A 12,904-nucleotide genomic window follows, 5' to 3' on the forward strand; every position below is an offset into this window, starting at 1 on the left:
CTTCGATCTGCGGAGCGGAGGGGCGGCTCAAGCGGCCTCGTCATACTCCTCGTCGTCCTGCACCGGACCCGAGTCGAGCCCCTTGGCGGCGACATCGCGGTCGACGAACTCGATGATCGCCATCGCCGCCGCGTCCGACGCGCGAATGCCCGCCTTGATGATGCGGGTGTAGCCGCCGGGCCGGCTCGCGTAACGCGGGCCGATTACGTCGAACAGCTTGACGAGCTGCGCGTCGTCCAGAAGGCGGGCATGCGCGAGACGACGGTTGGACAGGCCGCCCTTCTTGGCGAGCGTGACCAGCTTCTCGACATAGGGGCGGAGCTCCTTCGCCTTGGCGAGCGTGGTGGTGATCTGCTCGTGCTTGACGAGCGCCGCGGCCTGGTTGCGGAACAGCGCGGCGCGGTGCGACGAGGTACGCTGGAGCTTACGGCCGCCGACACGATGGCGCATGATATTTGTCCTTCGTTCGTCCGGACGCCGTGCGAGGTACGTCCGGCCGGGCGGTGGAACAGGGCACCGCCCAAACCCTGGTGATCAGCGCAGGATCAATATTCCTGCTCGAGCTTCTTGGCCATTTCCTCGATGTTCTCGGGCGGCCAGCCGGGGATATCCATGCCGAGCCGGAGACCCATCGACGACAGCACCTCCTTGATCTCGTTGAGGCTCTTGCGGCCGAAGTTCGGGGTACGCAGCATCTCGGCCTCGGTCTTGCCGACGAGATCACCGATGTAGATGATGTTGTCGTTCTTGAGGCAGTTTGCCGAACGCACCGATAGCTCCAGCTCGTCCACCTTCTTGAGGAGGTAGCGGTTGAGCTGGTTGGCGTCCGTCTCGGGCTCGGCGTGGGTGGGCTGCACGGCGACACCGGCCATCTGCGGCACACCCTGCGATACCGTCATGCCCTCGTCGAAGTGGACGAAGAGCTGGAGCTGGTCCTGCAGGATGCGCGCGGCGTACGCGACCGCATCCTCGGGCGTCACGGTGCCGTCGGTCTCGACGGTCAGCGTCAGCTTGTCGTAATCCAGTTCTTGCCCGACGCGCGTATTCTCGACCTTGTAGGCGACCTGCCGCACCGGCGAGTAGAGCGCGTCGACCGGGATGATGCCGATCGGCGCATCGGCCGGCCGGTTCTGCGCGGCCGCGACATAGCCCTTACCGGCGGCCGCGGTCAGCTCCATGTTGAGCGTCGCGCCCTCGTCGAGGTGGCAGATGACGAGATCGGGATTCATGACCTCGATGTCGCCCGAGGTCTGGATCATGCCGGCGGTCACCTCGGCGGGTCCGGTCGCGGCGAGCTGAAGGCGCTTCGCCCCCTCGCCCTGCATCCTGAGCGCGATCTGCTTGACGTTGAGAACGATGTCGGTCACGTCCTCGCGCACGCCGACGAGGCTCGAGAATTCATGCAGCACGTTCTCGATCTTGATCGAGGTGACGGCCGCGCCTTGCAGCGACGACAGCAATACGCGGCGCAGCGCGTTGCCGAGCGTGAGGCCGAAGCCGCGCTCCAGCGGTTCGGCGACGAAGATGCCGCGACGCTGGTCTCGGCCCGCGGCCTTCTTCTCCAGCCCGTTGGGCTTCTTCAGTTCCTGCCAGTTCTTGGCGTTGACGGCCATAATGGTCCCTCGGTTAGGCCTGTCCGGGGCGCGTCCGCCCCGCAGCCGGGAAGACGACGCGGACGGAGAACCCGGCCGCGCGCAAAGATCAGACGCGGCGTCGCTTGGACGGACGAACGCCGTTGTGCGGGATCGGCGTCACGTCGCGAATGGACGTGATCTGGAAGCCGACCGCCTGGAGGGCGCGCAGCGCCGACTCACGCCCCGATCCGGGTCCCTTGACCTCGACCTCAAGCGTGCGGACGCCGTGCTCGGCGGCCTTCTTGCCTGCATCCTCGGCGGCGACCTGCGCCGCATAGGGCGTCGACTTGCGCGAGCCTTTGAAGCCCATCATCCCCGACGAGGACCACGCGATGGCGTTTCCCTGGGCGTCGGTGATGGTGATCATCGTGTTGTTGAAGCTGGCGTTGACGTGCGCGACGCCGGCGGTGATGTTCTTGCGCTCGCGACGGCGAATGCGCTGCGGTTCACGGGCCACTGTAATTCCTGACCTAATTCGATGCTGTGCCACGCCTCTGCGCCCTCACGCAGAGGCGGAATAAGCCTTGGAAAACGTCCCGGACGCTTTCCGTCTGGCTTACTTCTTCTTGCCTGCGATCGGCTTCGCCTTGCCCTTGCGGGTGCGGGCGTTGGTGTGGGTGCGCTGACCGCGGACGGGCAGGCCCTTGCGGTGGCGGAGACCACGATAGCAGGCGAGATCCATCAACCGCTTGATGTTCATTGCGGTCTGTCGGCGCAGATCACCTTCCACCGAATAGCCGGCGTCGATCGCCTCGCGAATCTGGAGAACCTCCTGGTCCGACAGATCCTGGACGCGGCGCTGCGGCTCGATGCCGAGCTTACCGGTAATCTCCCGCGCCTTGGACGGGCCGATGCCGTGAATGTAGGTAAGCGCGATCTCTACGCGCTTGTTGGTCGGGATGTTCACACCCGCGATACGTGCCATTGCTTCTGTTTCTCCCAGCTCCACAGGGCGGCTGGCGACCGCCCCATCTCGACGCCAATTCAGTCCAAGTCCCGCAACGAAGTATAGCCGGCGTGCGCAGATAAGGCACCGCCGGTCACCGGTTTCGGGATGAGCGGCCCAATAGCCTCGCACCTGCGCGCCGTCAAGCGATGCACGTTATCGCCACGCCTGCCGCGGCGCGGATCCGGTCGCCTGGACGGAATGGTGGCTGATCTGGGCTAGCACTACCGCGTAGCTCGTCGAACGAGTGACGGAGGGCGCCCGAGGCGGGAAGCTGTCGGGCAGGAACCGCGACGAGCCCGCCCGCAGGATGTGGCGGTCGCATCCAGATCCGCTGCCACCGCAATGACGATGCGGCTGCGGTGACTGGGCTGGGTTCTGTACTCAGCCGGCTGCAGTGGAGCGGCGGAGTTGATTCAGGGTTGCCGGAGGTGATCTGGCGATGGCGCGATATGATCGGAGCGAGGCGGAGTGGCGGCTGGTGGAGCCGCTTGCCGCCGGGTGGGCGCAGGCCGGCGCGGGTAGACGCCCAGGCCGCCGTCGCAGACCGTGGCTACGACAGCGATGCCGTCCTTGCGCTCTTCCAACGGCGCGGATCCGTCGCTCACATCCCCAGCACCTCGCGCCGCAGGGTCCGCCGCTCGGTCGACCCCGACCTCTACCGCCAGCGCAGCATAGTCGAACCTACTTCTGCAAGCTCAAGCAGTTGCGCCGCGTAGCCACCCGCTTCGACAAGCTCGCCCGCAACTTCCTTGCCGCCGCCATGCTCGCCTCAACGCGCAACTGGCTCAGAGCGGTTGAGACCACGCCTTTTGGCAGGAGCGGTGCTACGGTCGCCACCCCGCATCAGCCAGGTTCCCTTACGGCGCGACCATGCACGGCTATGTTGCGCGCGTCCGCGCAGCCAGTTCGTTCCATGCTCGCACCAATTCACCGTGCGCGAAGCAACGCGATGAAGGACTGCGCGTCGCCGTTCAGGGCGGACAGGGCGTCCTGAAGTCGCCGGCCGCCCGAGCGGAGTTCGCCGATCGATCGCGCATTGCCGCCCGCCGCGTCCCTTATGCTCCGGCTTACCGTGGACAGCACGTCGACGCGCGATCTCACCGCCTCTATCTGCGTTTCGATGCGACCGGTGGAGCTGGCCTGCTCGCTGGACGTGCTCGACATGCGACGGGCGATCGCTTCCATTTGCTCGATCAACCGCGACAATTCTCCGGTCTCCGCGACGATCCGGCCGACACCGTCCTGCACCTGGCGCACCTGATGCCGAACGACGCCGGTGGATTCGCCGGTGCGGCCCGACAACGCCTTGATCTCCGAAGCCACGACCGCGAAGCCACGACCGGCCTCGCCGGAACGTGCCGCCTCGATCGTCGCGTTGAGAGCGAGGAGGTTGGTCTGCCTGGCGATCTCATCGATGACGTCGACCACGCGCTCGACTTCGCTGGCACATCGTTCCGATCCGCTGACCTCCTCCCCTGCGGAGTTTGCGCGGGCCAGGATGGCGGTGGCGATGCCGCTGGAGCGGCCGGCCTCCTCGTCGATCCGACGTATCGCGCAGGTCAGCTCGCCGGTCGCTATGCCCGCCTGTCTCATCTCGGCAGCGAACATCGTGGCGAGTTCCTCGAGTTGCGACGCCAACGCGTTGGCATTGGCGACCGTCCGCTCGAGCTCGGCCGCGTTCGCGTCGACGCGCAGCATCGCGTCGCCGGCTTCGCCGATCATCCGGCGCACTTTGCTCTCGAACTCGTGCGTGAGCCGCTCGAGCATGGCTTCGCGCTCGCGCGCGTTGCGCTCGTTCGCCGCATCCACGGCGATGGCTTGGCGCCTCTCCTCCTCGGCGGCGTCCAGCTCCATCATCTCCTTCTCGACGAGTTGCGAGCGAAAGGTCTTAAGCGCGGCCACGAGCATGCCGAGTTCGTCCTTCCGGGCGAACGCGTCGAGATCGACTTCGTAGCGGCGTTCAGCGAGTGAGCGCGTCGCCTCGGCGAGGGCGACGATTGACCTGATCGTGGCCTTGCCGATGCCGACGGGCACGATCAGCCCGATCACCGCCAACGCCGCCGTCAGCATGATCGTCAGGCCGATCAGTACGCGCGTTCGAGCGGCTGCGACGGCTGCATGTTCCTGCGCGCGCCGGACGCCCTGCGCAACCATGCGGTCGACACTAGCTATGGCGTGATCGGCGTTGGCGCGGAAGGGCGCGAGCATCGCCGCACTCGACGCGAAGTTCACGTCAAGCATCGACGAGACGACATCCACCGCCTCGGCATATTGCGCGATCTGGTCGGCGACCGCATGGGCCTGCGACCGATCCTGGAGGGGGACTTGGCGGTCGATCGTGACGAAGTCGTCGTGCAGACGGGTTAGATCCGTCTTGATCGCGGCCGCGCGACCGGCCGTGTCGAAGCTCGGACCTCCGGTCGCCTTGTCAACGAGCAGGCGATGCAGGGCATCGTCATCGTGGATAAAGCGCGCAGCGATCGAGCTGAGTTCCGTCGCGACCCGCATCTCGGCCTCGACGACCGACGTGGCGTGGCGGGCGTAGATCAGCGCGGCCACGCTCAACAGCGTCGCCAAGGTGAAGAGGCCGAGCATGATGACCGGGGCCGCGGCGAACTTCGCGACGAGCGGCCGGTCCTGCAGACGCAGCCGCTTCTCGAGCAGTTCGGCAAGACGGTCGCTTGGGCTCATTCGATGGCCCTCAGAGCCTGTAGGTCAGGCCGACGCGTAGGCGGCGATCCGCGGGAATGGGGGAGCCGGCGGCGCCGCCTGCCGCCGACAGATTCTCTCCGGCGGCATAGGCGTCGAGATGACCGGTGACATGGTAGCCGATCTTGGCGTCGACGCCGATCGCGCGAGGGATCCGGAGAAGCACCATCATCTCGTCCCGGTCGAATACGAACTGGTGCGTCGAGGAGGTGTAGCGTGCGGTGGCGCCGCCGAACCAGCGGCCCCCGCCATAGTCGAGGCCGATGTTGGCGACGTGCTCCGGCGTCGTCGCCGCCGGCGCCAGCGTCACCGCATAGGGCGGGCCGCCGGGCAGGGTTTGGTGAACGCGCGTCCAGGTGTAGTTGGCCAGCCAGCCGACGCGCTGGGCCATGCGTCCGGACCCGGCGACCGAGACGCCGTAGGTCTCGAACGCGCCGACATTGGCTAAACGCGTCACCCCGCTCAGAACCGGTAGCTCGTCCAGTCGGATGGTTGGCTGATCGCCCGGAAAGGCGATCGCGTCCGCCGTGCGCGTGACGAAGACGCTGCCTTCCAGCCGCACGTCGGCCGCCAGGAGCTGCGAATAGCCGATCTCCCCGCTCCACACCGTGGTCGGCTCGATCCGCGGGTTGCCGATCACGTAGATCGGGAACGGCGCGGTATTGAGGGGCAGGCCGATGAACAGGCCAAAGTCGATCAGCGACGGCGACTGGACGCCCCGCCCGCCGTTGATCCGCAGCTGGCCGTCGGCACCCACCCGTACCAGCAGCGCGGCGTTGAAGCTCGCCCGCGTGAGCGCGCGGTCGTAAGCGGACGCGGGCTCGATGATCGGCGTCCTAGGCGACCCACCCTGATCGAGCCAGAGATGGTCGACGCGGCCCGCCAGGCTCAGCGTCACGCGATCGGACGGATGCAGGTCCGCCATGCCGTTCACGGCGGCGACCTGATAGCCGACGCGCTGCGAGTAGAGATCGCCCGAGTAGATCTGGTTGTTGCGATATTCGAGGCCGACGCGGACGGTGTTGTTCGCCCTCACCCTCGCCAGCGAGGAGGCCTTCACGACGGCGATCCTGTTGCGGAACGAGACGTGCGGGTACTGGGACACGGCGTCCACCAATCCGGTGGTGTTGTACGCGGCGTCCAGCCAGTTCGCATAGGCCTGTCCGTCTATGCTTCCCCACCCCGTGTCGTGATCGACGATCGCGCCCGCCGTCCTGCTGCGGAAGTGCTGCACCGCGAGTAGCGCGTTCGGAAGCAGTTCTAACTGGTGGTTGTCGGCGTATCCGCCCTGCAGCTCCACGCGCGTCATCGCGCCGGGCGTCGCCACCAGCGAACCGCTGATCTCGTCGGCGGTGACGTCGTTGATCGTGGGCGGCATGTCGAGCCGGTCGGGGATGTGGCGTTCGTTCTCGCGGCGACGCCCGCCCGAGAGCTTCGCCACGAGGTCCTTGACCACCGGCACCGCGACGAAGCCCGAGAATCGCGAATAGCCGTGATTCCCGCCCTCGACCGTGACGGCGGCCTGGCGGCCCTTCGCCGGATCGACCGTGATGATGTTGACGACGCCTATGGCGGCGTTGAACCCGAACAGCGCGGTCGCCGGCCCGCGCACCAGCTCGATCTGCTGGATGACGTCCAACGGGACGCCGAGCAGGTTCCAGTCGGTCATGCCGTAATGATCGAGATAGACCTGCCGCCCGTTGACCAGCACGAGCAGCTGGGCGTTGTAGGGCTGTACGCCGCCGCGCACCGCGACATCGCTCTGCCCCGCGGTCCAGCGGTTCACGTCCACGGCCGCATACGCCTTCAGCAGATCGGGGACGCTGCGGGCCGGCGATCGTGCGATCTGTTCGCGCGTGATGATGGTGATCGAGGCCGGCGCCGCCGACGCTCGCTGCGGCTTGCCCGTCACGCTGGTGGTCACCGGCTCCCCGAACATCTCCTGGAGCGTGGCGTAATCCACCGCCTGCGCGCGCAGCGCCGCCGGGAACGCGACCGCGATCGTTGCCACGCCGGCGAGGACGTACACGGGCAAACGCATCATATTTCCTTGACGAGCATGAGAAACGCCGAGCCGAAGCGGACCTTGGCTGCCTTGGCGGCCGCGCGGCTGACGGTGATCTGCGGCTGCGAACCGCCGGTGATGCCCACCACGCAACGGGCCGCCTGGACGCAGGCGAGGTCAGACGTGATCGTGAGGATGGAATTGCGGGCGGCGAGATCAGCCACCTGCTGCTGTTCGCGCACCCCGACGGTCACGAAAGCGACGCGAATGCCCGCGAGCCCGCCCAACGCACTCACGGGGATCCTGCGGACCCTGATCGTCCCGCGACCGGTGGCGAGCCCACCGCTCGCCTGCTGCTCGATCGCGGCGGCTTCGGCTTGCGAGGCCGCGTTGCTCGGGTCGAAGATGACACCGACGCTGACCACGCCGTTCGGAGGCGGTTGGGTGAACCCTATGACCCGCGACGCCACAGGGAGGTTCAACGTTGCCCATGCACAGGCTGGGGCCGCGCTGAGGCTCAGAGCAGCGAGGTAGTTGAACCGTTTCAAGGCACCAGACACCTGTGATGATCACGGTGGGTGTATGGGGAAACTAACTACGACATGGTTAATCCGGCGAGATGTACTCGGCCGGAGCTGACCGCCTGGAACCGACGCGGCGGTCCGCCCCGGTGGACCACCCCGCCATCGCGACGAGCCGGCGCCGAAGGGGCGCGTGTCGTGCCGCATCATCGGCTACCATCTGGCGTCCAATGCGCGGCGTTGACGCGGGCGGTACAGCGCCGCTCCAGGATCCGCTTGCCGAGATGATCCCGGCGGGTAAGCTGCCCGACGACACGCGCATCGCGCCGGTGAGGGGGGAGCTGGCGCCGAAGGTGGGGTGCCCCTGCCCCGCATCACAGCGTATAGCCAAACCGCTCCACCCAGGGCGCGAGGATTGGCAGGACGGGCCCGAGGTGGCGCTCGTAACGGCGCCACCGTCCTGCCGCGCGCGCGTAGACGGGCTCGGTCACCTGAGCGTAGCTCGCCGTCGCAATATGGCCGCGCGCGGCAGCGGTGGCGCGGTGATCGAGGACCTGCTTCCGCCACTCAAGCCCGAGATGCGCGAAGACGGGACGGAGCGCAGCGGCGGCATCTGCTACGACGTCCTCGTACCGCGTCGTCACCACGTCGAGCGGCAGCACCTCGCGACAACGGTCCCAATAGCGGAACACAAGATCGTAGGTCTCCGCCGCCCTTCGGAGATCAAGAAAGTTGGCCATAGCGTCGTTGAGCTTGAAGGCGGTGATGAAGCAGCTCAGCACGACGTCGCACGGATGGCGGAGCGCCAGCAGGAAGCGCGCGTCGGGAAACAGCCGATGGATAAGCGCCGCCTTAGCGAGGTGAAGCGGCATCTTGTCGACCAACACCGTCTCCCCATCCCATCCACCACGGTCGTGCGCGGCTTCGAAGTAGCGGGCGCGAGCATCGCGGATCGCCGCCCCATCGAGCGCGGCGAGATCGGCACCGTGCCCGATCGCATCCTCGACCACGCGCAGGACGGGCAGCTCCTCCATGATCGTCACGTCGGGATGGCCCATCATCATCGTATCGAGTAGCGTCGTGCCCGATCGCGGAAAGCCGAGCAGGAACACGGGCGCGGGCGGATCGGCAGGTGGCGGCAGGAAGGACTGCCAGGGCGCGTACCGTTCGGCTGTCACCTGCGCCAGGCCGCTCCGGACGCGGGCTCGATACGCATCCGCGCGCAAGGCGGGCTTCGTGGGATCCTTGCCGTAGAAGAGGTTCATCGCGGTGAAGGCCGCGAAAGCTGCGTCGATATGGCCCAGCCTGTCCTCGCATTGGCCGACGATCTGGGCGCGACGGCCGGGCTCATAATCTTCCGGCACGTCGGCGAGCGCCGTCAGCGCATCGGCGAAGCGGCCATTGCGGCGATGATCGAGCGCTTCCACGAAGCGGCGCGCGACCGGATCGGCAACCCGCTCCTGTGCCGCCTCCCGGACGGCTCGCAGATCCTCGCTGCGGTTCAGATGTTCGTGGAGCAGGGCGAGCTGCACGTGCGCGTCGCCGTCGCCGGGCGCGATCGAAAGCGCCGCCCGGAACGCCGCTTCGGCGAGGTCGGCCTGAAGTAGCCCGAACCGCTGCTCGCCCAGCCTGACATAGGCCCGCGCCTCACCCGATCCGAGCAGGATTGCCCGTTCGAGTGCGGCCACCGCTTCCTGGTCGCGATGAAGGCGTCCGAGCAGGACGCCGAGCTCGATCATAGCTTCGGCGTCGTGTGGGAAATCGCGAACGCAGGCCTGGAGCAGTTCAACGGCACGCGGCTCGTCGCCCGCCTCTGCGATGGCGAGCGCGTGACCGCGCCGCACATTTGCATCCTCCGGCCGCAGCCGCACGGCCTCAGTAAAGGCGCCGACTGCCTGCTCACCGTCGCCCGCGACGGCGAGGGCGTTGCCAAGATTGTTCCAGCTCTCCCAATCACCGGGTGCCTGCGTAACCAGTCGGCGGTAGGCTTCTACCGCGGCGGTCGCGTGCCCGGTCTCGAGCGCCGCGAAGGCGCGAAGCCGCCAAAGCCGCATCGTCGGATCGGCGGCGGCTGCCTCGGCGGTGATGACGCAGCAGGCCTCGTCAAGCTGACCGCGATCGATCAGCGCCTGGGCGAGGTTCGCTCGCGTCGCTACGTCGGCCGGCCGTCCCGTCAGCGCCGTTCGAAGATGTACGATGCCCTCCTCAAGATCGCCGGTGCGGCAGGCGAGCATACCGAGCAGCGCGTGCAGCACCGGCGCGTCGCCCCCCTGCTCCAGCCCGGCGCGTGCGACGGCGCGCGCGCGGGCATCGTCGCCGGCGCGCATATGATCGAGCGCAGTGCGCAGCGCCGCGACCGTCGCCGCATTGAATGTCGAGATCTCGCTCACGACGGCGGCGCGACATCGAACGCGACGGTGAGCCGCTCGCCCGCAGCAAAAGGCACCGTGCCGTGCCACATCGTCGAGGGGAAGAGGACAAGACGGCCCGGCCGCGGCTCGATGCTCCGCATCGGCTCCAGCGACAGCCCCAATTCGGCCTGCGGCTGCCCCAGCGTCAGCCAGCCGGCTTGCGGCGGATCGCCCTCGCGTTTGGCGGGAAGCGCCACATAGAGCGCCGAACTGATCCAGCCGGCGGGGTGGTTGTGGTTGGCGTGGAAGCCCGTGTCGGCAAGCCGGACTGACCAAGAGCCGCTGAAGCGCGTACGCCGATCCCGTCGGCGGCGAAGCAGCGGGTGATCGGGATCGTACGGCGGCAATCGCGCGACGTGCGCCGTCACCTCCTTCACGATCACAACGCGCAACGCGACGATCTCGGGCTCCAGCCGCTCGAACAGGGAGCCGTCGGTCTGCGTGCCCCCGCGTAGCGATTGATCGAGCGGCTGGGAGCGCGCACCGTGCAATCGGCGGAGCGCGGCCGCCAATCGATCGAGCGGCGGCAGGTCGCAGGCGATGTCGCGGATCGAGACGAACCGCGCGTCTCCGTCCAGCCAATCAGCGCGATTGTTCCCCGTCAGCCGCCAGACGATCGACAGGTAGGGCCAGGCAAGATGCTCCGCGGGAGTCCCGATCATGCTTTGCAGCGGGAGCACGGCGCGATCGACCTCGTCGTGGCGCAGGAAATGGCGCGCGCGACGCACCCGCAACGCGGGATCGGTATGCACATCCAGGCGAGCGAACAACGACTCGGCGTTCTCCCGACGACCTAGCTCAGACAGGGCGATCGCCTCGTTCGCGACGACCACGTTGTGATCGCCGATGGCGCGTTTCGCCTCGACGATCGCGGACAAGGCATCTTCGTAGCGGCGAGCATGGTCGAGCAGCGAGAGCAAGGTACGCCACAAGGTGACGTTGGTCGGCCGGGCGACGAGCGCGCGGCGCACCGAGCGCGTGAAGTCCTCCGCACCGCCCCGCTGAAAGCGCAGCCGCGCCACCGTCTCATGTCCCGCGAACCACTCGGGCGTCAGCGACAGCGTCGCGTCGAGCTGCGCGATCGCAGTAGCGGTCTCGCCCTCGGCGCATTGCGCGGCCGCGCGACCGAGCAGGATCTCACCGTCATTAGGCGCGAGCCGGCGCGCGCGTTCAAAAGCCTCTAGTGCGGGCAGCCCCGCCTCAAGCCGCGTGCGCGCAACGGCATGGGCGATGCGTGGATCGTCAGGCGCGAGCCGATCGGCAGCGGCAAGCGCGCGCAACGCATCCGCACGGCGATCGAGGCCGCGATAGAGCAGAGCCGTCCACTGCCACAGCGACGGATCGTCCCCGACGTCGCGCGCCGCCGCCGCGACCATGGAGACCACCTCGTCCTCGCGACCGGCATCAAGCGCCGCCTCGGCCAGCGCCATCGCCTCGGCGGCACCTAGCCGGCCGTGACGCCGCGCGCTCAAAAGCTCGTCGAGCATCGGACGGTCAGAGCCCGCCGGCCGGCCATGCCGCCCGTGCCGCGATCATCGCCGCGACACCCTCACGCTCGACGGCGGAAAGATCCGGATGCCAGATGTCGACGATCAGAATGACGCGCAACGCGTCGCTCTCGTTGGCCGCCTCGTGCTCGATGGTGTCGTCGAATACCCAGGCCTCTCCGCGATGCCACTCGCGCCGCTCGGCACCCACGCGGAACCAACAGTTGCCCGGCACGATCAGCGGCAGGTGACAGACGAGCCGGGTGTTAGCGATGCCGTGATGCGGCGGGATCCGCGCGCCCGGAGCGAGTAGCGAGAACAGTGCGTTGGGCGATGCGCCCGCGATGCGCGGCTGCGGAAGCTCGCGGATGAGGGCCATCGTTCCGGGACAATGGCGTGCGTTGGCCTCCACATGCTCCCCGTTCTGGAGCAGGTGGATCGCCGACCAGTCGAGCGAGTGGTTGAGCGCGTTCCACTGTCGAAGCGGGTGGTGAGCGGGATAGCGGACATAGGGCACGAGTTCGTGTCGTTCCGCGGTCATGACGGCGTCGAGCTCACCCGCAATCATGTCGGTCGCGGCTTCCAACGTAGCGAGCCATTCAAACAGCTCGCGATCGTGGAATTCACGGGCGCGGAGGCCGGGATAGTGGAAGTCCGTGGGTTGCGGGTGCCAAACGCGCGTGGCGCGCAGGCTGTTCGTGCGAAAGCGATCGAGCCGCGCGCGCTCGGCGAGTGTCGCCGACATCGTCGTGGAACTGGCAGCCTTCCGCAGGAGGCGCTCGGCCGTGTCGCGATACACGCCGCGGCGTAACTCGGCATGAGCGATCATGGCGACGAGGCTTGGCGGCACGTTGCCTGGCGGCCGCTGCTCCAGCGCGCGATCGTAGGCGGGCCCGGCGTCTGGCGACTGCAGGCTTTCCAGGAGGTGCGCCCGCATGAGCAGGGCGGTGAGATCAATCGGATCGATCGCCAGCGCCGACTCTATGGCAGAGAGCGCCTCCGCGCGATCGCCTACCGCGCGGCAGGTAGCGGCGAGCCGGACGCGGATGGCGGCGTCGCCGGGCGCGGCGTCGACCGCCTGCTGCAGGAGCACACGAGCAGAGCGAGGATCACCTCGCGACGCGGCCGCGTCAGCGCGAGCGACCAGATCAACGGCCTTTACTGCCATGTCGCTTTCTAGCTTGCCAC

General features: G+C 67.7%; 10 protein-coding genes. All 10 read right to left on the bottom strand.

Features of this window, described 5'->3' with window-relative positions:
- Window positions 1–27: 27 nt before the first annotated feature.
- On the bottom strand, window positions 28–450 hold the full coding sequence (gene rplQ, locus ACOFKX_RS08365) for a 50S ribosomal protein L17 (RefSeq protein ID WP_419826543.1): 423 nt from the start codon (window positions 448–450) through the stop codon (window positions 28–30).
- Window positions 451–545: 95 nt separating this feature from the next.
- The gene (locus ACOFKX_RS08370) at window positions 546–1,613 is read right to left on the bottom strand and encodes a DNA-directed RNA polymerase subunit alpha (RefSeq protein WP_419826544.1); all 1,068 of its coding nucleotides are present in this window, start codon (window positions 1,611–1,613) and stop codon (window positions 546–548) included.
- A gap of 88 nt (window positions 1,614–1,701) precedes the next feature.
- Window positions 1,702–2,091 (bottom strand): 30S ribosomal protein S11, encoded by a 390-nt coding sequence (rpsK, locus tag ACOFKX_RS08375; RefSeq protein WP_419826545.1) that lies wholly within the window; start codon window positions 2,089–2,091, stop codon window positions 1,702–1,704.
- 99 nt (window positions 2,092–2,190) lie between these two features.
- The gene (gene rpsM / locus ACOFKX_RS08380) at window positions 2,191–2,559 is read right to left on the bottom strand and encodes a 30S ribosomal protein S13 (protein WP_419826546.1); all 369 of its coding nucleotides are present in this window, start codon (window positions 2,557–2,559) and stop codon (window positions 2,191–2,193) included.
- 951 nt (window positions 2,560–3,510) lie between these two features.
- Window positions 3,511–5,274, bottom strand: coding sequence for a methyl-accepting chemotaxis protein (locus tag ACOFKX_RS08385; RefSeq protein ID WP_419826547.1), 1,764 nt, complete (start codon window positions 5,272–5,274; stop codon window positions 3,511–3,513).
- A gap of 10 nt (window positions 5,275–5,284) precedes the next feature.
- Entirely contained in the window at window positions 5,285–7,333 is a 2,049-nt protein-coding gene (locus ACOFKX_RS08390) for a TonB-dependent receptor plug domain-containing protein (RefSeq protein WP_419826548.1), read from the bottom strand.
- Window positions 7,333–7,779, bottom strand: a complete 447-nt coding sequence (locus ACOFKX_RS08395; RefSeq protein WP_419826549.1) for a hypothetical protein — start codon at window positions 7,777–7,779, stop codon at window positions 7,333–7,335. The genes ACOFKX_RS08390 and ACOFKX_RS08395 overlap by 1 nt, the downstream gene beginning before the upstream one ends.
- A gap of 413 nt (window positions 7,780–8,192) precedes the next feature.
- Window positions 8,193–10,208, bottom strand: coding sequence for a sulfotransferase (locus ACOFKX_RS08400; protein WP_419826550.1), 2,016 nt, complete (start codon window positions 10,206–10,208; stop codon window positions 8,193–8,195).
- The gene (locus ACOFKX_RS08405; protein ID WP_419826551.1) at window positions 10,205–11,716 is read right to left on the bottom strand and encodes a 2OG-Fe(II) oxygenase family protein; all 1,512 of its coding nucleotides are present in this window, start codon (window positions 11,714–11,716) and stop codon (window positions 10,205–10,207) included. Before ACOFKX_RS08405 ends, ACOFKX_RS08400 begins: the two co-directional genes overlap by 4 nt.
- Before the next feature lie 7 nt (window positions 11,717–11,723).
- The gene (locus ACOFKX_RS08410) at window positions 11,724–12,884 is read right to left on the bottom strand and encodes an aspartyl/asparaginyl beta-hydroxylase domain-containing protein (RefSeq protein ID WP_419826552.1); all 1,161 of its coding nucleotides are present in this window, start codon (window positions 12,882–12,884) and stop codon (window positions 11,724–11,726) included.
- Window positions 12,885–12,904: the final 20 nt, after the last annotated feature.

The sequence above is a fragment of the Sphingomonas sp. genome (assembly GCF_965200105.1).
In the GTDB taxonomy this organism is placed as follows: Bacteria; Pseudomonadota; Alphaproteobacteria; order Sphingomonadales; family Sphingomonadaceae; genus Solisphingomonas.

Excerpts from the sequence above, each read along its gene's own strand:
- ACOFKX_RS08370 (WP_419826544.1), bottom strand. The coding sequence starts at position 1,613 with ATGGCCGTCAACGCCAAGAACTGGCAGGAACTGAAGAAGCCCAACGGG.
- rplQ (WP_419826543.1), bottom strand. The coding sequence starts at position 450 with ATGCGCCATCGTGTCGGCGGCCGTAAGCTCCAGCGTACCTCGTCGCAC.
- ACOFKX_RS08405 (WP_419826551.1), bottom strand. The coding sequence starts at position 11,716 with ATGCTCGACGAGCTTTTGAGCGCGCGGCGTCACGGCCGGCTAGGTGCC.
- ACOFKX_RS08410 (WP_419826552.1), bottom strand. The coding sequence starts at position 12,884 with ATGGCAGTAAAGGCCGTTGATCTGGTCGCTCGCGCTGACGCGGCCGCG.
- rpsM (WP_419826546.1), bottom strand. The coding sequence starts at position 2,559 with ATGGCACGTATCGCGGGTGTGAACATCCCGACCAACAAGCGCGTAGAG.
- ACOFKX_RS08390 (WP_419826548.1), bottom strand. The coding sequence starts at position 7,333 with ATGCGTTTGCCCGTGTACGTCCTCGCCGGCGTGGCAACGATCGCGGTC.
- ACOFKX_RS08385 (WP_419826547.1), bottom strand. The coding sequence starts at position 5,274 with ATGAGCCCAAGCGACCGTCTTGCCGAACTGCTCGAGAAGCGGCTGCGT.